This is a genomic window from Paenibacillus sp. SRL342 (assembly GCF_984798905.1).
This window is the reverse complement of the sequence record NZ_OZ481790.1, coordinates 7,143,904-7,165,081: the sequence shown is the minus strand read 5'-3', so window position 1 is coordinate 7,165,081 and position 21,178 is coordinate 7,143,904. Positions and strand designations below refer to the sequence as shown.

Annotated in this window: 16 protein-coding genes; 8 read left to right on the top strand and 8 right to left on the bottom strand. The window is 41.7% G+C overall.

Annotation, left to right across the window (positions count from 1 at the left end; translation table 11 throughout):
• Positions 1–152: 152 nt before the first annotated feature.
• Entirely contained in the window at positions 153–548 is a 396-nt protein-coding gene (locus AC4E8D_RS31625; protein WP_490205698.1) for a hypothetical protein, read from the bottom strand.
• A 58-nt stretch (positions 549–606) separates the two neighbouring features.
• Positions 607–855, bottom strand: a complete 249-nt coding sequence (locus tag AC4E8D_RS31620; protein ID WP_490205697.1) for a hypothetical protein — start codon at positions 853–855, stop codon at positions 607–609.
• 101 nt (positions 856–956) lie between these two features.
• Here AC4E8D_RS31620 and AC4E8D_RS31615 point away from each other — a divergent pair, with 101 nt between their 5' ends.
• The 3 genes from AC4E8D_RS31615 to AC4E8D_RS31605 all read left to right on the top strand — a co-directional run bounded on the left by AC4E8D_RS31615 (position 957) and on the right by AC4E8D_RS31605 (position 3,788).
• A complete protein-coding gene (locus AC4E8D_RS31615; RefSeq protein WP_490205696.1) occupies positions 957–1,667 on the top strand; it encodes a hypothetical protein in 711 nt (236 codons plus the stop codon).
• A gap of 70 nt (positions 1,668–1,737) precedes the next feature.
• Positions 1,738–2,565, top strand: coding sequence for a hypothetical protein (locus AC4E8D_RS31610; protein ID WP_490205695.1), 828 nt, complete (start codon positions 1,738–1,740; stop codon positions 2,563–2,565).
• A gap of 140 nt (positions 2,566–2,705) precedes the next feature.
• Complete coding sequence (locus tag AC4E8D_RS31605; RefSeq protein ID WP_490205694.1) at positions 2,706–3,788, top strand: M48 family metalloprotease; 1,083 nt, start codon at positions 2,706–2,708, stop codon at positions 3,786–3,788.
• Positions 3,789–3,847: 59 nt separating this feature from the next.
• Here AC4E8D_RS31605 and AC4E8D_RS31600 read toward each other — a convergent pair whose 3' ends face one another.
• Together AC4E8D_RS31600 and AC4E8D_RS31595 are read right to left on the bottom strand one after the other, a co-directional pair.
• Positions 3,848–4,804, bottom strand: coding sequence for an IS30 family transposase (locus tag AC4E8D_RS31600; protein WP_490205693.1), 957 nt, complete (start codon positions 4,802–4,804; stop codon positions 3,848–3,850).
• Between the two features lie 580 nt (positions 4,805–5,384).
• Complete coding sequence (locus AC4E8D_RS31595; RefSeq protein WP_490205692.1) at positions 5,385–7,409, bottom strand: right-handed parallel beta-helix repeat-containing protein; 2,025 nt, start codon at positions 7,407–7,409, stop codon at positions 5,385–5,387.
• A 276-nt stretch (positions 7,410–7,685) separates the two neighbouring features.
• On the opposite strand from AC4E8D_RS31595, the gene AC4E8D_RS31590 reads away from it, so the two are divergent.
• Complete coding sequence (locus AC4E8D_RS31590) at positions 7,686–8,771, top strand: 5-methyltetrahydropteroyltriglutamate--homocysteine S-methyltransferase (protein ID WP_339306299.1); 1,086 nt, start codon at positions 7,686–7,688, stop codon at positions 8,769–8,771.
• Positions 8,772–8,799: 28 nt separating this feature from the next.
• A complete protein-coding gene (locus AC4E8D_RS31585) occupies positions 8,800–10,290 on the top strand; it encodes an aldehyde dehydrogenase family protein (RefSeq protein ID WP_339306297.1) in 1,491 nt (496 codons plus the stop codon).
• A gap of 253 nt (positions 10,291–10,543) precedes the next feature.
• Here AC4E8D_RS31585 and AC4E8D_RS31580 read toward each other — a convergent pair whose 3' ends face one another.
• Together AC4E8D_RS31580 and AC4E8D_RS31575 are read right to left on the bottom strand one after the other, a co-directional pair.
• A complete protein-coding gene (locus tag AC4E8D_RS31580) occupies positions 10,544–10,996 on the bottom strand; it encodes a HEAT repeat domain-containing protein (RefSeq protein WP_339306295.1) in 453 nt (150 codons plus the stop codon).
• 91 nt (positions 10,997–11,087) lie between these two features.
• Positions 11,088–12,062 (bottom strand): YndJ family transporter, encoded by a 975-nt coding sequence (locus AC4E8D_RS31575; RefSeq protein ID WP_339306293.1) that lies wholly within the window; start codon positions 12,060–12,062, stop codon positions 11,088–11,090.
• A gap of 217 nt (positions 12,063–12,279) precedes the next feature.
• On the opposite strand from AC4E8D_RS31575, the gene AC4E8D_RS31570 reads away from it, so the two are divergent.
• Positions 12,280–12,948: a DNA alkylation repair protein gene (locus AC4E8D_RS31570; RefSeq protein ID WP_221820199.1), complete on the top strand. Its 669-nt coding sequence runs from the start codon at positions 12,280–12,282 to the stop codon at positions 12,946–12,948.
• Between the two features lie 176 nt (positions 12,949–13,124).
• On the opposite strand, the gene AC4E8D_RS31565 is transcribed toward AC4E8D_RS31570, so the two are convergent.
• Positions 13,125–15,059: a sensor histidine kinase gene (locus AC4E8D_RS31565; RefSeq protein ID WP_490205691.1), complete on the bottom strand. Its 1,935-nt coding sequence runs from the start codon at positions 15,057–15,059 to the stop codon at positions 13,125–13,127.
• Positions 15,052–15,765, bottom strand: a complete 714-nt coding sequence (locus tag AC4E8D_RS31560) for a response regulator transcription factor (RefSeq protein WP_221820197.1) — start codon at positions 15,763–15,765, stop codon at positions 15,052–15,054. The genes AC4E8D_RS31565 and AC4E8D_RS31560 overlap by 8 nt, the downstream gene beginning before the upstream one ends.
• Positions 15,766–15,967: 202 nt before the next feature.
• Between AC4E8D_RS31560 and AC4E8D_RS31555 the strand changes: the two genes are divergently transcribed.
• Together AC4E8D_RS31555 and AC4E8D_RS31550 are read left to right on the top strand one after the other, a co-directional pair.
• Complete coding sequence (locus AC4E8D_RS31555) at positions 15,968–17,332, top strand: ABC transporter substrate-binding protein (protein ID WP_221820196.1); 1,365 nt, start codon at positions 15,968–15,970, stop codon at positions 17,330–17,332.
• 374 nt (positions 17,333–17,706) lie between these two features.
• Positions 17,707–21,024: an RCC1 domain-containing protein gene (locus tag AC4E8D_RS31550; protein ID WP_260632667.1), complete on the top strand. Its 3,318-nt coding sequence runs from the start codon at positions 17,707–17,709 to the stop codon at positions 21,022–21,024.
• Positions 21,025–21,178 lie beyond the last annotated feature (154 nt).

The following is a 21,178-nucleotide window of genomic DNA, read 5'->3' as shown; positions in this document are numbered from 1 at the left end:
AGAGGAGTAAGTATTATAAATATGGCCGATATTGTTTTTATGTTAGCCTGTTGAAGAAAAATCTCCATGATCTCTATACAGTAGCATAATTTAATCTACAAAGTTTAATTTAGGCGGCTGCATTTATCAACCGCCAGTCTCTTACTCAAAATTTAAGGGCAGGAGTAAAATTGTTTATATCGCTCTAAAGACTTTTTACCATTCTTCTTAATATATTCCTGTTGTTTTGCCTTATTATATCCTACATAGTCAGAATAAATTTTCCCATCGGAATGAAAGTTTACACCGTTATATGGTATACGGCTTTCAGGTTCTGTATTAATTTCTACACAATCAAAGTTGTTATTTCTTTTAGCATCTATAACAGTAGCCTTCCAACCTTGTTCGGACTTAATTCTGGTAATAGGAACCTTAACGACTATAGCTACAACCACTTCATGTTCATTGTTGTCGTCTGTTACAAATGCGTCGATAATTTGTTTATCATTAGCTAGCTCAAGGATTTGATTTACTTCAATTTTTTTAGTGTTATTCGAAGCATCTGCCATATATATCAACCTTTCTATCAATAATATGATATTTATATCGGTAAATAATGGTTTTATATTAGATGATTAAGTTGAGATTTTTAACTGATTTTTGGGCTTTTCCAGACAAAGGAAAAGCCCCCTCTACCAAATTATCGGCAGAAGGGGCTACGCTTAAAAAATACTTCTTACTGTCTTCATTGAAGTCAAGTCCCACCTTTTCAACTCGCTTTTTGTCGTCCAGCGTAATCTTCTTAACGATCAGGTGTAGCAGGGTCTTGCGCTGCTGAAACGGAGATTGATGTAGGAGGGCATGAAAGTTTGTCATAAGGGAGCGTACACCTGATCATCCCGAAGCTCAAGTTCCAGCTTTGACTTGCGGGATTTGTAAAATTCCTATTTTTCATAGAGAACGAATCTCCTTACCTATTGATAGCTAAGGAATATGGTCACAACAGTATTACCAATAGAATTGAAGAGCTGGTGAGTACAATTGAATCAGATTTTTTGGAGGACATAGGCTTTTCAGTTATTGAAAACAATATTCAGATTTGGTACATGGAGGATAGCGACTTTTATCAACAAGTGCATTTGGAACCAGGACTAACACGTCCTACCTGGAGAACTCTTGAAGGAAATGAAAAGCTATGGTTTCAGAGTGTATGGCTGACATGGGAGAATGAATCGAACAATAAACGACCAGAAACAATATTTTTTGAAAAAGGTCGGCAATTTGATGCGTACAACACAATAAAATCTATTTTAGGAAGTGCCCAAAGAGAAATACTTATTGTTGATAATTACATAGATTCTTCTCTGTTTTTGACTCTTGATGAGTTGAATCCATTAGTGACAATAAAACTAATAACTTCTAAGTTAAACGGCGACATTCCAGTAGCTCTGGAAAAGTATGAAGCTCAACATAAAAATTTCGATTGGTGCAAAGTAAAAGACTTCCACGATAGATATTTATTTGTAGATAATCAATGTTACTTACTAGGTTCCTCAATCAAAGATTTCGCAAATAAAGCAACGACTCTATCGGAGATTAAAGACAAACAGGTGATTAAATTGATTAGAGATTATGCAAGGGATAAGTTTAAAGAGGCAAATGATAAAGAAAAGAGCTTAGACATGTAAAAAAATCTTCTTTTGTGTTGGAAGATATAATTTGAAACAGTGGAGTTAAATGATACTAAAAGGAGTCTTTATGTTATTAGAAAATTTTCCATTCATGAGCGTATTAGGTGGCATATCAATTATATGTGGCATTATAATTTCATTTTTATTAATAAAACATAGTTTTAATAATAAAATCGTTACAACTCAAATGAAAATTCTCGGGATAATAATAATCCTTGGATTATCTTTGATATCTAATCAATGGATATCAATCATCCTTGCTATTTTTATAATAGCTCCTCTAATTTCTGAAAAAGGTTATCTGATTAGTGTTTTTCAAATTTTCGAAAGAATATTTTATGGGAAAAATAAAGAAAATGGATATATTCAACCCATGAATGAATCTCAAATTCTTAATGAAGCTGAGAAAAAAATAGTTAAATATGAATCGGAATTCCAGACTATTGATACACCGAATAATTTACTTGAAGAGCATAATGCAGATACACTTATAGAATATGAGGATTTGATCTATGATAAATTAGAGAGAGAGCTATTCAGTAATGCCTATAGTATTAAACGTTACCAAGTTCTCACGGAAAAGAACGAAAAGAAGAATAAATTTATAGGGGCTGTTATTGAGTATTCCTCAAATAACCTTATTTTAGTTGACATTCAACCTCTCTTCATTTCGAGTAATGAGTATGATTACGTGAAAGATATGTGGGAGAAAATCAAATCTTTAAAAAAACAAGTTAATAAAAAATACTCTATTAAAGGAATAATAATCGTTTCCTCAGAAGATAATATTTCACACGATCAATATGGTGATATAAGATTTATTATATACGACATTTCTAATGAGAATTTCAGAAATTATGAAGAGGTTTCCAATTGGATTTCTAAAGAAAAGTAATGTTTGGAGTGGGTTTTAAGATTAATAAATTATATCTTTTAACTATTATAGTATACTCTTGTTCGCTTGTTTATCTAATTAGTTTCGTGCCTCAGATTTTATATATAATAATTTCAGAAATATTTAACATTCAGACGTCAATGGTTTTAGTGAGAATTATATCCTTTTGCTTTATTTTATCTATCGCTTTACTAAAATTTATTAGAGAAAAAGATAAAGATTTATTGATTGAAGAAGATGATATACCTTTGAAGATTGATTATCCTGAATTATCTCAGAAAATCGAAGGAATTTTAAATAATTTAAAATTCAAAAGAAATATTTATCTTTTTGTACGGCAGCATCCAGCAGTGAATGCAATATCAGAGGCTAATAATCATGAAGGGTATATTATCTTATATGAGGGACTGTTGCAGTTGCGTGAGGAGGAAATCATTGCAGCAGTCTACCATGAGATTTATCATTTAATTTATTGGCCTGTTCACGAAATCAATAAATTATTTTTTTCAATGTTAACGGAAATAATTCAAAAGCTTTATCAGCAAAGTCTTAAAGTTGAAAAGAGATTCTTTCTTTCAAAGGTACTACTAATTGACTCTTTTATAAATTTATTTATGCTAACACTACATACATTCCGATTTATAATCATTTTTTTCTCTCGGGCATTTAGTGTTATTATAGATGAAAATTTAGCAGATAAATTCGTAGTTGATCAAACCAGAAAGAAAACATTAATTAATGTAATTAAACATCATTCACATATTTCAGTGGAAAAGTATTCAAACTTAATAAATATTCGTCATTTAGAGCCGGATATAAGAGTGAAATTAATAGAAGCATATCATACACATAAGTTTATAAGAAAAGATCTTAAGAAGAAATTTGCTAAAGTATTTTTAAAATTTCTTTTGTTATTTATTTTTGTATTGGTGTTTATGAGGATATTGTTACTTATAATACTAATAGCTTCTCGTTATGTTATGAGTTTTTTGTCTGATCTCTGGCTAAGCTTGTTTCATTATGAAGAAGATGTGGCTACTATTTGGGGGATTAATGTATTACTTTCGATATATATTTTATATTCAATTACCAAATTAATAAGAAGGTTTCGTATAATGAACAAAGTAATGATTAGGAAGGAAATTTTAAAAATATTTATGCTCAAATGTATGTTGGTCCTTTTTTTGTTTGGGTTATACTATACTCATTATCAACTTAAATAACGGACTATACTTACTTCCTAATAGTTGGTTATATAATAGTTTTTTTCATTGACGGATTGTCAAACCAAGTGCGACAGTTCCTCTGTGAAGGATTCGTGAGCGGTTCTCCAACCCAAACATTTTCGTGGTTTGTGATTCATTAGATCGAGTGAACGGGCGAGAGCTTCATCCTCCACTTGAGCGAGATCGTTACCTTTAGGGAAAAACTCTCGAAGCAACCCATTTGCATTCTCATTGGAACCGCGTTGCCAAGACGAATATGGATCAGCAAAATAAATGTGCAGGTTATGGGTCGTTTCCAGATTGGCATAGCATGCAAACTCCTTTCCTCGATCAGCTGTAGCTGTGAGGAAGGTCCCTGTAGGGTACTGCGAGATCGCTACACCGAGCGTAATCTCCATCGACAAAGCGGTACGGTCTGGCATGAGAACAGCGGTATACAGGCGTGTTTTACGTTCAATCAACGTGGCTACGCAGCCTTTACTTTTCCCACGACCCGGTACGACGGTATCCAGTTCCCAATGTCCAAACGTTTCGCGGGAACGAACCTCTTGGGGACGATCTGAAATGGATCTGCTGACGGCGAATTTACCGCGAGTTTCTGCCGGTTTCTGGCGCTTCCCCTTGTGCCGAAGAACCTGTAATACACCTCGAACCAAGCGCCCAGCGTAGATCCAGCGATAGATGGTTTTGAAGGAGACTGCACGCCGGCCTTCGATACGGAAGCGTTGAGTGATCTGTTCTGGAGACCACGTTGCCTCCAGTTTTTCCTCCAGTGAAGCAGCCAAGCTGTCTGACCATTTACCTGAAGAGACAGAGGCTTTACGACGCTCCTCATAAGCGTTCTGAGCGTGTTCTGCCTGATAGGGATGCGATGAATTAACACGATCTAGTTCACGGCAAATCGTGGATGAGTGCCTTCCCAGCTCTTTTGCAATAGCTCTTGAGCTTTTGCCTTGTCTGTGGAGGATTTCTAGCTTGCTGCGTTCGATTATGCTAAGATGTGAATAACTCATGGACTGATTCTCCTTGTGTGAATGCTGGTGTGGTAACTTTCATTCTACACGAATCAGGCTATGAGCCATTTTTTATTTCTAGCGGGTGTCGCACTTCATATTACAATCCGTCCATTATAAAATTTGTGATTAATTTAGAGCGACTTGTGTTTTAACGGTCGCTCTGTTTTGTCTATATTTTTTCTTTCAAATGCTGCAATGATTGCTCGCTTTCTTAGGAAGAATTCTGTGAATTATTTGGAATATAGCGGATATCAATTCACTGCTGAGCACCTGAAAACTAGTGTTGAAAAGATCTGCCAGAAGCATAACAAACCCTCTAAATGACTTAATACAAACTGAATGAACGAGAGTAAGAATCAACACAAAAGTAATAGAAATCCTTTAAAATTCGCTCTACAAATGTTACGGTGAACCGTGCCACAAGTAACAGCGGAATACTTTTGATAAAAATAGAAATCACCCGAAAGGAAACAGAGCATCGTTCACCAATTAAAGCCTCTACTCCGATTAGCGGAGTAGAGGCTTAACACACAAAAAAGATCCAGTCACCTAAAGTGACTGGACCTTCAATAACAAACTACATCTCAAACTCAACACTACCATTTCCGCTTAACTCAAACGGACCAGGTGTGACAACTGCATCGGGTCTCTTTGTTCCGAAAAAGTCAGAGCCAAAATAATATGGACTGCTGTCCGGCTCCTCAAACTTCATGTTGGCGTGATAAGTCTTTCCAAGCAGATCTGTGGTAACTAACATTGCAGAGGTTCCCCGAAGCAATTCGGGACCATGGATCTGAATGTGCACTTTGCCTAGTGCAGGATTCATCTCAATTTTTACGCCCTTCTGTGCAACTATCTTCGCTTGGGACTCGTGACGACTTGGAACCGCATCGTTAAGAAATACATTGCCACCCATAGCGACCGGAAGAACGGCATTGCCTATAAAGATATCCTTCGCCGCATCGCCAAGCTCAAGAAGCTCCTCTTTGGTGTATTCCCACCATTTCTTATCTTTCACATCAGGATGTTGATCGTAGCCTCCAAGTCCCACAGCATGCAGATAACATATGGAATTGTCCGGAACACCATCCATGACCGTCTTCCCGTCCTCTCCAACTTCATCCCTTGATTTAAGTGGAAGATGCTCAAAAAAGGTGATGGGCACAGGCTCCTTATTAGGATCATTGTCACCTATAAAGATATTGTTGTAGTACCTGTCATCGCCTCCAGTGATATTGGAGTATCCCGCCATGGCCGTCTCGTGAGGGAAATGATATGGCGTAATACGAGTAATTTCGGAACGAACGACAAATCGGCCTGCAAATAAATTATGAGCAAATGCCCCGCCCTGAGCCATATTTCTGAAATTCATCGGAGAGAGAAATAGATTGTGATCGACCATATACGGACCATGGCACACCTCAACGAAGAGGTCTTCCGAAAGATTGTCAAAAAATACATTACGACTGATGCGAGTGCCCTGTGCCTGCCAGTCCAGCCAAAGCGCACGGTAACAGCTATACATTATATTTTCGCTAATTTGAGTATCCAGGGAAGCATGCAGTTTAATTCCCGCTACTTCGGCACCGTGTCTGAGTCGTTTGTGGTGAATATTATAAATACGGTTTTGATATATGTGGCTGAAGGCTGCTCCCATATGACCCACAATACCTGCCTGTTCACAATCGTGAATTACATTACCTCGAACTGTGTGACTGCCGATGTTATCTTTATGCCAGCCGGAGCGTAATGCTCGTAAAATAACCTCCTGCTCGCGTTGAGTACCACCTTTACTATGCTTCTCCAAAGACTTGGTGTGGCCTGTGCCGATTTCGGTACCCAGGCTAATACCAACGCAATTGGATTCACTGATTATATTGTTTTCAATAATCCAGCCCTTGCTCCAGTGAGGTCCAATCAAACCTTCCTGGTAGTCCGTAGGTGGTGCCCATTGGGGGGAGGCTTGACGAAGTGTGAAACCACTTACGGTGATATAGTTCAGTCCCGGTTTATCAGGCCAAAAGCAATAAGGACGTACATTAATTTCTACATTTTCCGTACGAGGGTCTTTTCCACCAAAGGTGGCCCAGATTTTTGTTGTTGTAGAACCAACCTCGGCATACCATTTTAACAATGAATCCTTGGGATACTTGGCTTCGGACCAAACTCCAGGATTGTGAACGCTTTCAATACTATCGCATTCATACAATGATTTGCCATCCAAATAGACATCGCCGAGATGAATTGGGAAGGGCCCGTCAAACAACCAGTCTCCACTGAGCTCTACCTCATAGGGATTGCGAACGGAAAAGAGGGAATTGGGCACTTCTGTGCTCCAGACATTGTTTCCTTCAGAATTCCAGTTGGTAATCCGTTCAGCTCCTGTAATCACGACTTCCCCGTCTCCTGCGGATCGATATACGATTCTATGCTCCGCTGTTCCTCCATTAGCCGGGTTAACCCATTCCCTGTATACTCCCGCATGAACAGTAACTGTATCACCGGCCATGGCATGAGCCGCAGCGCGTGATATGGTACGAAGGGGTTGATCCGCTGTTCCTTTTCCTTGATCATTCCCATGGTTGGATACATGATATTCCATAACAACTCTCCTTCTATTTTAAAATGTTTGTTGTATCCCGTTATTATACTAGAAAATAATTATAATGGCAGAGATAGGAAGGTGTATGTTAGCCTGAATTGATATTGATAAAAGGTAAAACCACATCCACTACCCTATGAAGTTGTGGATTTTTGCGTATTAAAGTCTTCTAGCTATTGTTAAAAGCTATGACTAGCCATGCTTTTTTCATATAACAAGCATTCCTTTCCATCATGCTATACTCATTAGACTAAAAAGTTAGAAGGAGAAATAGTTATGATACCATTTCGTAATGATCATGTAGGTAGCTTTCTACGTCCTGCAGATTTAAGTCAGGCACGTGAACAATATAAATTAGGCAACATCACATATGAGCAATTAAGAGCTGTGGAAGATAAAGAGATTATTCGAATTATTGAAAAGCAAAAGGAAAATGGCGTATTGGCAGTTACGGATGGTGAATTCCGCAGAAGCTGGTGGCATTTTGATTTTCTGGGCGGCCTGGATGGCGTAGAGCTGTATGAGCAAATAGATGGACCAAAATTCCACAATATGCAAACGCGCAAGGGTGGGATTCGTGTTGTTGGTAAAGTTGATTTCTCGAGTCATCCCTTTGTTCAGGATTTTGAGTTTTTGAAAAAGCATGCAGGTGACGCAGTAGCGAAACAGACCATTCCAAGTCCAAACATGCTTCTATATCGATTGGAGAATGACGCCAATATCTATACGGACCGAGAGCAATTTCTTCAGGATACGATTGCGGCGTATCAAAAAGCCATTCAAGCCTTCTATGATGCAGGATGTCGATACCTGCAATTAGATGATACAGCTTGGGCAGACCTGTTCTCAGAAGCTGGTCACGATAAGCTACGTGCTAAAGGTCTGGAACCGGCGGAAGAGTTGAAAACGATGCAGCGCATGATTAATGAATCCTTGTCTCATAAACCGGCAGATTTAGTGGTGACGATGCATATTTGTCGTGGTAACTATAAATCGAACTATTTCTCAACGGGTGGTTATGATTACGCTTCTGAAGTTATCTTTGGAGGCTTAAACGTAGATGGTTTATTTTTAGAATTTGATGATGAGCGCTCAGGTGGTTTCGAGCCATTAAAATATGTGAATCGAAAAGATTTGAAAATCGTGCTTGGTTTACTCACATCAAAAACAGGCGAGTTAGAGGATAAAGAACACATTAAAGCTCGGATTGCAGAGGCGGCAACCTATGTACCACTTGAGCAACTTTGTTTGAGTCCACAATGTGGCTTTTCATCTACAGAAGAAGGCAATATTTTAACGGAAGAACAACAATGGCGTAAACTTCGTTATGTTAAGAAAATTGCAGAAGAAGTTTGGAATTAATCCATTTAAATAACGGAGGGGATGTAAAATGACAATTCAAGCAGACCAAGAGACAATTATAGTTGAAGCGTTCATTAATGGTCAAAATGTAAAATCCCTTTCGCAGTTAGCAAAAGAGAATCCGACAAACCCAACTGAGATCGTAGGTTATTTCCCTGTCACTACGAAAGAACAAGCGGTTGAAGCGATTGAAGCAGCGGCAGGAGCTTTTAAAACATGGAAGCAGACCACCATTGATGAACGCATTATGATGATGCGCAAGGCGATCGAGAAGATTAGAGCAGCTGAGAATGAAATTGTGAATTTGCTGTCTAGAGAGCATGGCAAGCCCCTGTATGATGCACACGGTGAAATTTATGTTTCGTTAATGTGGATGGAGTTTGCTTGTAATGAAGCCAAATCGGCTCTACAGGAAGAGATCAAAGAGCATGAGAATGGTAAAACGATTCTTTCCTATGATCCAATTGGTGTGGTGGCAGCGATTAGTCCATGGAACTATCCCATTGCTTTATCTACGATTAAGATCGCTCCTGCCTTACTTGCGGGCAACACGATTGTGCTTAAACCAAGCCCATATGCGCCACTGGCGGCAGCGAAGGTGGCAGAGATTATTGCGAGTGAGTTCCCGGCTGGGGTAATCAATGTCGTTCATGGTGATGCGGATGTGGGTGTTGAACTAACTAGTAATCCTCTTGTTACTAAAATCGCTTTTACAGGTGGAACCGCAACAGCTAAGCATATCATTAAAGCTGCGTCGGAAACGATTAAGGATATGACGCTTGAGCTTGGTGGTAATGATGCGGCTATCTTCTTGGAAAGCTTTGATGTTCATGATGAGCGAGCAATGCGCCGGATTGTCATTTCTAATTTCTTGACTGCAGGCCAGATCTGTATGATCGCCAAACGTGTGTATGTGCACCGTTCTATTTATGATGAGTTTGTGGAAAAATATATAGAGGCCGCTAGTCGCTGGATTCGAATTGGTGACCCATTTGATTCAAATACGACAGTAGGTCCACTTAATAACCTGAAGCAGAAAAATTATGTGCTTGGTTTGGTTGAAGATGCGCAAAAGCGTGGGGCTAAGGTCATCCCTCTCGGTCAAATTCTTGATCAGAAGCTGTTTGAACAAGGTTACTACCTACAACCTACGCTTGTCTTAGGTTGCGATGTTCATGATCCGATTGTAGTGGAGGAACAGTTTGGTCCTACGGTTCCGATTCTGCCATTTGACGATGAAGAGCAGGTTATTCATCTACACAATGAAAGCATATATGGATTGACGAGTTCTGTATGGGGGAAAGAAGAGGATGCCATCTCCGTCGCACGTCAACTCGAAGCTGGAACGACCATGATCAATACAGCTGCTGTGCAGGGGCTCGACGTTCGGTTCCCTTTCGGTGGGGTTAAGCAATCCGGTATTGGCCGTGAATACGGCGCGGAAGGTATCCGCACTTATACAGAAAAGCATGTCATCAACGTTCCGAAGACACTGGATCTTCCTTATATCCCAGAGTAAATGGTATACCACAAACTTCCACATCGTACGAGGAATGTACATGTAAAGTTGAATGTAGGCTCTAACTTTGCGCTTTGTTTACTGATTTTTAAGAATCAGTAGACAGGGCGTTTTTTTGTCAGATCAGTTTGACCGCAGCAACTTTTTAGAAAAAATTAACTCATATCTGCTGGAGATGAGCCTGAAGAAATAAAGAAGCCACTCCATTATTTTGAAGTGGCTTTGTACTCAGCTATTATACGGTGAACGGCGGCTATCTTCTACCTAGTGTCTCCCAAATGCCATGGAGCCAGGAGTCGAATTCAGCATCTTTGTCGCCCTCGTAAGTATCATAAATATCCAGACGTGTCTTTTGCAGTTTTTCCTTAAATTGCTCGAATGTGTGACCTTCAGGAAGGCTTTTTTTAATCCGTAGCAAAATTTTGTTAGTACCTTTAAACAGCTCACCTTTGTTTTTGGCAGGCATTTGTACATCTTCATCCAACTGCTTGAGCTTGTGATATGCGGCTTCGCGCACTTGAAACACTTGATCATTTTTCAAAACATGCTGAAGCAATTTAATGGTAGGAGCTGTATTCCAGTTCCCCAATTCGTTCACTGCATTCAGTCTTTCTCTCCAGCTCGACGTCCGGTTAGCCGCTCGTTTGAGCTCTTCAAAGTTCTCCGGTAGTTCGTTAACTGCTCCAATATCATGGTTGTTCGTCAAAATTCAATCTCCTTAATCATCGCCATCTCGGCAGAATGATGAATGTTATTTATGTGATCACTATTATAGCACGAACCTGACTAAACTACTCCTATGAAGCCGATTGGTTAGCCTTTTCCTTAATGAAGTCCACCATATACACCCAACCAATCAGTCCGCATAAAACAAAACCAAACGCATGCAGAGATCCGTAAATGGGAATAAAATCGAGTATGGTTAAGGAGTACATATTTTTCAGTAACGGATAGAAGATGGAAATGACAATAACCGTGTAAAAGGCTAGACAAGAAAGGCCTAAGAAGAAGGCTGCCTTAACATCCAAAGCATTTTTCCTCAAGTAAGCAAGGAGATAAGCGGTGTAAACCACAATATTGCAGGCGAACAAACTGACACCGACGTATTCAATCGGCTTGGAGAAAATCATACCAATAGCAATCAAGATTGGTCCGATGATATCGATGGCAACAACCCAGGGATACCAGCTTTTCTTCGTCATGATGCGTCCCAGTGCACCAATAAAAATCGGAACGATCGCAGATGAGAAATGAAAGTGGAGCGAGCTTAACGCGTGCGTTGCAGGATTAGCTTGAAAGAGGGTTAATTGATATTGATATAAGGTAAACCAAATGCCCCCGATAAAAAAATAAACGAGCCCCGCACCAATCGCTATTTCCGCTGCTTTTCCTTTAGAGATCACAATAGTGGTCAAGCCATAGATGCCGAGCAGCAGTGTGAACAGTAGCCACCCAAGGGACAGAATCCCCGGTATTACCGTGCTTTCTAACCCCCACATCTTACTACTCATTACCGAGGCCAGGGTAAGAAGCGCAGCGGGAAATTGAAGCCATTTCATAGCAGCATAAATCATTCGTTGATGTTTATTCTTTTCGTCAGGGTTCAAAAGTAAAATCACAAGAGGTACAATGACAAAAGCCGCAAAAAGCAGAAATTTTTCAACAAGTTCGAATTGGAAGTAATCAAGGGAAAATATCAGAATGGTTATGATTCCACCGGGAAACACTGGTGCTAATAATGATTTCATTCGTTGCTTCAAGGAACTATTCATGGGGTTTCCTTTCTAACTACGTTTATCGTGTAATAACTGCCTGCATCCAGTTGTGTAGCGTTCTTTAGTATAGATTGGCAATTCTTTCTTTAAGTAGTCTAACATATTTATTTGTCAATATATGAAAATAAGCTTATCTTACTGCGGTTGATGGAGTCATGGGAAATAGCCCTACCGCTCTTCAAAGACTTTCACCATAAAGGAGCTGTGGTATCAAATGAATAAGGATAAAAGTACAGAAATGAAATACTCTTCAAAAGCAGGGGACATTCTACAGCAGATCAATAGTAAAACTAAGCTAGGTGACTTACGAAAAATCGCGAAGGACATAAAAAAAGATCACGAACTTGCTATGGAACTTTGGTCGACCGAAGCGTTTTTGCCCAGACTATTAGCTATTTTAATTATGGATAAAAAACTTCTCTCACAAGAATTGCTTAATAGGTTTGATAAGGATATGCAGACTCACACTTTTGATGAGCGAAATAACTTAATGGATTGGTTAATGGCTAATCAGCTTACCAAAGACAAGAAGACCATTGCATTGATGGAGTTATGGGAAAACAGCCCTTCTGCTCTTCAAAGGCGAGCTTTTTGGTATTATCAAGCGCGATTGAGATGGACTGGACAAACGCCTCCTGATAACACCGAAGACTTACTATCTGCAATTGAAGCTAATATTACGCAGGAAGAGCCGGAAGTTCAGTGGGCTATGAATTTCATTGCAGGCTGGATAGGCATTTATGATCAAAAGTATCGTTCGCGTTGTATTAAACTTGGTGAGAATACAGGTCTTTATAAGGGTGAAATGGTATCAAAGGGTTGTACTCCTAATTATTTGCCAGAGTTCATTGCAATTGAAGTTAACAAACGAAATAAGAATTAGTTGCCCCTGAAATATTCATTAGTACCTGATGTGACAATAAAAATTCGAAGCCTCAATATAGAAAAAGGATCTGGAACTAAGCTTCCAGATCCTTTTTGCTTGGAGGGCAATTATAACCGTAATTCATTGGTTCTGAGGTATAATACTTATTTCAAGAATCTCAATTAGGTTGAATTCTACAAGGGCGCGCTTTGACCATTGTTTTTTTGCTCATAATTTTTCTTCACAGGAATTTCGAAGCTCCAGTCTCCAGTGAGCAGATCCTGCTGATCCGGTCCATTGGACAGAACTAACTGATTTACGTTGACTTTCAACAGGAACTGGTCTGGAGGTGGCGAATTCTCGATAAAATAAAAATGGAGGGTGCCATTTTTGGCGAACACTACTCCTGAATCTGTGGCGATGCCGGGAACTATCTTTATCGTTGAAGGGTCCAACATAAAAGTCGGTTTGACCGATTGTTTCGCCCACTGCGTCTCCGATATCTGGTCAGAATGTTTCATGGAGTATTGGATAATTAGGTCATGCCCGTCGAAAAGGTAGTTATGAATAAGCAGTGTATAGTCTTTGTCTGTTTTACCGGTGATTAGAACCAATTCGTCCTTCCCGGTTGTTGGCATCAGCGTTGAATCTTCTTTTTCAGAGAAGATGGAAGGTAACTTCACCACGAGATTAGAGGTAAATGAATTCTTCATACTGAATAGTACCACCGCGCAGACGAGCAACAAGATCATGGGTACAGCAGCTATCCTGGAGAGAGACAGGTGTCGAAGCCAAGGAAATATTCTTTGTTTTGGTACAAGGTGTTGTTCCGGAAGCACGGTCGGTATCCGATTGATTTCGTTTTGAACTTCTTCCGTAACAGCCACTTGCGTCTGATTGGGTCCGAACATCGATAACCGTGTTTCAAACCAGGTTGCCCTTTTGCTGCTGTGCGCAGTGATGCCTCCTCCGTGTACCTCGACAATACTTTTTGTTATGGCGAGACCGAGACCTGTACCTCCGGTCTGCTTCGACCTGGAGCTGTCTACCCGGTAGAAACGGTCGAAAATAAAAGGTAAATCCCGCTCGGGAATAGGGACTCCATAGTTTTGAATCCGTACAACTAACATATCTCCATCTTGTGCAATATCGATATCGATATATTTGCCTGTACGCCCGTACTGGATGGCATTGGCGAGTATATTCTCGTATGCCCGTACCAATAATGCTCCGTCCGCTTGAATGTTGAAGTCTCCTTCTTGAACATTCAGCCTGATTTGCATGCCTGCACTCTCGGTAATCGGCACGAATTCTTCGGCAAGCTGGCCAATTAACCCGGTCATATTAAGCTCACTGAGTTCCAGAGGCATGCCATTGTTGACCCGTGTGTATTCAAATAGTTCGTCGATCAATCGCCGAAGTGCCAAGGATTTCTCATATGCAATATTGACGTAATAGCGCATCTCCACCTCATCCTGATACCGATCCTTCTCGATGACTTCGAGAAAACCGAGTATCGAGGTCAGTGGAGTTCGCAGGTCATGAGATACACCGGTGATCAGATCATTTTTGGTCTTTTCCGCCTTGCGTTCCTCCGCAATTGATTGCTTCAACTGCATGCTCATCCGGTTAATGTTGCGTGCTACCTCTCCCAGTTGATGATCGGCAATTTCGGGGATTTGATGGTCGAACTGTCCGCTCGCAATCTCCCCCAGGCCGCGAGTGATTTCCGCAAGATAATGATCCCATTCGCTGCTCAATTGATTCATACTCTCCGCGATTACGCTTAACTCATCCTTACCCTTAACCCTTACAACTTGCCCAAACCGCCCTGCCGATATTTCCTGCAATCCGGTGTTAATTTCACGTAAATCCCGAACCAAACGGAGGCTGGCAAGGAAGAAATTAATGGGGAATAGAACGATACCGGTTATGATCATCACGCGAACGGACCCGGCATACTCAATGAGCCAATTGATCGGAACAGCTACGTATTCAATGTTCTGCAGCGCTCCCGCCATGACATACCCCAAGAAAATAGCTATGCCTGTCAAAACCAGGCTTGCAACCATGATCAGCATTAATCTCCACCGAATCGTATACAGCCACTGTGGTTGGATCCTAATCACCCCTTGCTTTTAAATCGCTTTCGATTTTGTATCCGATCCCCCACACGGTTTTAATGATCCGTGGTTCACGTGGATTGGATTCTATCTTCTCACGGAGCTTACGGATATGAACCATGACGCTATTCTTCGACTCCATAAAAGGTTCGTTCCAGACTTCTTCGTAGATGCGGTCCATACTCAGCACCATCCCTCTATTGACAGCCAGCATGTGAAGGAGCGCGAACTCGCGGGGAGTCAACTTGATTTCCTGCTGATCGACCGTTACCGTGTGGGATGCATTATTAATCACGACGTTTTCGATATGTATTTCGTTCGTATTGCCCAAAACGGAGTTGAACTGGTTCATTCTCCGAAGCTGCGACTTGATCCGTGCGATCAACTCGAGTGGGTTGAACGGTTTGGTTACGTAGTCGTCAGCGCCGATACTGAGGCCTGATATTTTATCGATATCTTGGCTTTTAGCGGACAGCATAATGATAGGAATCGGATTCGTCTCTCGTATTTTCATACACGCTTGCAAACCGTCCATCTTGGGCATCATTAGATCCAGTACAATTAGATCGACTTGCTTGGTCTGCAGAATCTTCAGCGCCTCCATCCCATTTGATGCTTGCAGCAGCTTGTAACCTTCGTTATTGAAATAAATACTCATTAATTGGATAATTTCCGCTTCATCATCCACCATTAAAATTGTGCTTTCCGCCATAAACCCTCCCTATTCCAGCATCTTCCTTAATTGAAGAGCATCACAATAATTATAAGCGATATTCCTTATGCATTGAATAACGTCAGCATGATTTAAGGAAATGATAAGAAGTTCGGTAGTTAGATGATAAGCTTTCACTTCTATACTGAGTACAACACAAGCGAATAATCGTTTGAACAATACATGAGTGGAGGTTTTATTTTTGAAGCATAAGGTATTACAGAAGGCCATGCTTGTTAGCCTAAGTGTTATGTTAATCGGTATTTCAACAGTTTTTAGCACAGGCAAGCAAGTCTCTGCAAATTCGGACAACGGGGCAGATTCTACACGTACTTTAAAAGTATTGTACTGGAACGAAAATGATTTCAACATGACATATGGAGATCTGTTTAGTCAGAAGTACCCGAATGTAAATATCGAAGTAGTTACACCTGGAGGTATGGAAGCGATTAGGGATTACAACGGGGCTATCAATAAGTATTCACCCGATCTTGTGATGCTCCCCCCTTACCAATACCAACAAATGTCTAAAGAGAAAAAGCTGGTTGATTTAGAACCTTTAATTAAGCGAGATACGTATGACACGACAACGTTATACCCCGGCTTGCTTGATGAATTGAAGAAACAAGGCGGTGGCAAACTTTATGGGTTAAGCCCAAAAGCGGATTCCTACGCTCTTCTGTATAATGCTGATTTATTTAAAAAGTACAATGTTAAAACTCCAACGGATGGGATGACATGGGAAGAGATATTGAATCTTGCTAAGAAATTCCCAACCAAGGGAGATAAGAACTCCCGAATTTGGGGCTTAAGCTCCACTGGATCAAGCAATTTGGTAATGGAAATCGCCAGAACAGAAGGATTAACGTACATGGATCCAAATACCCTTAAGGCTACTGCAAATACAGCTGCGTGGAAAAATGCTTATCGTCTGTCGAGCGAGGCAACGAAGTCCGGGGTACTTGACGAGATGATCAGTCTGTCCGGCAAAAGTTACTTGGAAAGCAGCTCGTTCATTATGGGACGATCAGCTATGAAAGTAGCCTCTATTAGTCAGTTGCAATCCCTGCAAGCAGCCAAAAAAGGTGTGAAGAATTATAAACCTTTCACGCTTGGTATTGCTGCCGGTCCAGCCGCTAAGGACCGAAAGTCAACAGGGAACGTGTATGTTAATGAGATATTTGCAATTCCAGCAGGCGCATCTCATGTTGATGCAGCTTGGGATTTCATCAAATATTTCAATGGAGATGACTACGCTAATGAATACTATAAACCCAAGAACTCGAACAATAGTATCGGTGCTCCTCTATCTCGCATGATTAAGGAGTACTCTGGTTACAAGATGGATGCATTCTATAAATTAAAACCTAACCTGGATTCATCGATAACAAGTTATGTTCTCATGAACAAGTCACCAAATTTCGAATTGAGGTTTCGCTCAATTGTATTGAAAGAATTGACACAGGTAGTAAACGGGAAGAAAACATTAGACAAAGCAACTGCTGCTATCCAATCCAACACTCAAGCTGTTGCTGATAAATTGAAGAAAGCTCAGACAGCAAAGTAATAGACGCTCTAGAGTTATTATATTTCCCCGAGATATAGAGAGTGGGATAGTCCCATACGATATTTATGTATAGAGGTCAGCCATTTTTACTGGTTGACCTCTTTTTGTTAAGTGGTGAGTCTATCAGCACGCCTTGCAGTATGTAAAATTAAAGCTGAACCTTATCACAAATATAGCGAGTTGGTTCCATCATCCTACTTTCTTTCATTATTCTTTCATAGCGCTCTGTTAATATCCATAGAAGGTGATGACTTTCGGATCTGGTTAAAAGGTATGCTCTGGCGTTGCCTGAATCAAAGGGATGAAGGAGAGATTAGATATTGTTATCGTTTAATTGGAGAAAGACGGTTTATCTTGTTATATGCTTCATTTTGTTGTTCAGCACAATCGCTCCATTCGAGGTGCGATCAGTTTATGCTGCAGGTCCTGCTTCTCCTGTTAATGCGGAGAAAATAGACGGTGGGGGTCATTCTTCTATGGTATTAATGTCAGATGGTACCGTGGTTGGCTGGGGAAACAATGGTTATGGTCAGCTACACTTGCCCGTAGGCGTAAGCGAAGTTGTAGCAATTGATGTTGGGAGTCTACATACACTAGCATTAAAACCGGACGGAACTGTGGTGGCCTGGGGGCATAATTATAACGGCCAAGTCAACGTGCCGGTTGGCTTGAATGGTGTGGTGTCAATTGCCACAGGAGGAGTTTATTCGCTTGCACTGAAATCAGACGGCACCGTAGTTGCCTGGGGGAACAATGCCCATGGTCAAACAAATGTACCAGCGGACTTAGACGGAGTAGTGGGGATTGCTGCTGGAGACATCCACTCGCTTGCATTGAAATCAGACGGCACCGTAGTTGCCTGGGGGAACAATACCCATGGTCAAACAAATGTGCCAGCGGGCTTAGACGGAGTAGTGGGGATTGCTGCTGGAACTGATTATTCACTAGCGCTAAAGTCAGATGGCACCGTGGCAGCCTGGGGGTACAATAACGTTAATAACTATGGTCAAACAAATGTGCCAGCAGGCTTAGACGGGGTAGTAGCGATCGCTGTAGGATTATATCATTCACTAGCGTTAAAGTCAGATGGCACCGTGGTCGTCTGGGGATATAATCAGAATGGACAAGCAAATGTGCCAGTGGGCTTAGACGGGGTAGTAGCGATCGCTGCAGGTGCCCAACATTCCCTTGCACTGAAGTCAGATGGCACCGTAGTCGCTTGGGGATACAATCAGAATGGACAAACTAATGTACCTGGGAATGCCCGTCTGAGTGATCTTAAGTTACAGGAAGGGGACTTCATCGAATCATTCGATCCTTCAGTCACGGCTTACACGTATTATTACGATGGGCAATCGCTGTCGAGTGTAGATGTAACGCCTACACTTGCAAGTACTAACCAGACAGTTATGTATGTTAACGATGAGCTGCTGCCGTCTGGCAGCACGAAGACGATAAACTTTGCGGGAGCAACCACGGATACGGTTATCCTAGTTCGCGTGGAGCCCTACTTGTTACCCGGTCAAACGTATAATATTACTTTAGCGATTGATTCCACGGCTCCAGAAGTGCAGTTTGGTACGAATGGTCGTGCAGTGGCAGCGAAAACTGCAGCAAGTATCGTAACGGTCAGCGATCTACAAAGCGGCGTAGATGAGACTTTACTGGAATATCTGTGGACGCAAAGTACCACCGTTCCAATAAGTGGCTGGTCGCCATTTAGTGACGGTGATACGTTGAGTCAGACTAGCGGGGATGGCAACTGGTACTTACACATTCGCGCAACAGACAACGTAGGGAATGTTACGGATGCGATTTCCAATCCTTTTCTACTGGACAATACCGCGCCGACAGTAACCGTATCCAGCTCGGCAAGCGGTACGGTAAACAATGCATTTCCGGTGAGAATTTCTTTTAACGAAGGCGTAACAGATTTCACTGAGGATGAACTTGTGGTCGTAAATGGAATAGTTTCCGATTTCGTTGCTGAGAACGCAACTACTTACACAGCAACCATTACGCCCATAACGAGTGGTCAGGCTGTGACGGTAGCGGTTGATGCAGCGGCAGCAACGGATAAAGCAGGGCTTGAAAATACAGTATCCAACACACTTAGCTTGCTGTATGATACGACGAAGCCGGTGGTTACCTTTGACGGATTCATGGATCATCAGCAATTCGCTTCACCGCCAACAGAAATCTCCGTTTCCGTCAGTGAATTGGTGTATTGGATCGCGGACGATGCTCCGCTCATTACTGCCAATGCGTTGCCGCTGATCAGCATGGAGATGGATGGTAACGTATTCTCAGCTTATACACCAAGCTATGATGAATTTTCACGAACCTTTACGTTGACATTTAACAAAGCGCTGGAGGATGGAGAATACAGGGTTCTTGTAGCTGGAAACGTAGTGGAAAATGAGAATCATAATATACTCGAAGCTGCGAATGTGAGCTTTATCGTAGCTGTGCCTACAGTTACGAATCTGGCGGCTAGCCCCAATAGCTTGCCCCACACCGGAGGCGATGCAGCCGTCATCCTTACAGGAACCAACCTGACCGGACAGACGGTGCGGATATACGTCGATGGCGCTCCTGAAGGCGCCGCAGCGACTGTCATCAGTGACAAGAGCGCAACAGCGACCGTAACGTTTCCGCATAATTCAGCTCGAACCGATCGAAGCTATAGGCTAACCAGTGATCTAAATGGGGGTGAGGTTGCGGGTCAATCTACGACGGTAACTGTGAATGCAGCACCGGCACCAACGAGCCCAATAGATCAAGGCGGTAGTTCAGCTGCTCCGCCTGCAGTAACCCCATCCCCATCTAACCAGGCAGCTTTAGCTAAAATAAATGTTTATAATTCCGGAAAGGCATTGGAATTATCGCCTAATTTCACATCCGGGACTATGGATTATACAGTAGAGACAGATGCTGAGCAGGTGGAGTTGGAAGTAACTTCAGTCCATTCCAAGGCGGTTGTTAAGCTAAGGGGAGAACGCATAGGTGAGGTGACGACCGTCCCTTTGGCGATGGGTGCCAATGTGCTAACACTTACGGTTCAAGCCGAGGATGGAACGATCAACACGTATATCGTAACGGTTACCCGTATTACCGATGATGAGAATAATGTGCCATCAGCTCCGGTATGTCGGTTCACGGATATCGAGAATCACTGGGCAACATCCGAAATTTGCGAGGCAGCAGAATTGGGTATTGTGGAGGGGATAGATGCCTACACCTTTGTACCAAGAGGCAACGTAACACGAACAGAGTTCACTGTTATGCTGATGCGGACACTTCAGATCCCGATACGTAACGAATCAAGTGAGGTGTCTTTCAGCGATGCAGAGAGCATCCCGGCATGGGCACACCTGGCGATTCAGACAGCCGTAGCTGAGGGAATTCTGCAAGGATATCCCGATGGAACATTACGGCCGAGGCAAACGGTAAGCCGTGCAGAGATGGCTACGATGCTCTCCAAGGCGATGAAGTGGAATGCTGATCGTACAGCTAGCTCTTATTTCTCTGATAATACAAGCATTCCAACATGGGCCAAGGCATATGTCGAAGCTGCTCAGGAGCACGGACTTCTGAAAGGGCAAGCGGGTAATCGATTTGTTCCGGAGGGACGAACATCAAGAGCCGAAGCAGCGGTTGTACTCTTGCGACTTTGGAAATCTATACATTAAGCAATAAAGGACTGACCCCTGATGTCATTAGATGACATCAGGGGTCAGTTTTTGTTGAAGCCTGATAGCAGATAGGCTTGTAATCCATAATTCCCTCTACTATTATGGATAGAAAAGGCATAAGGTGTCTATTTTCTTAATTTAAATATAAAGG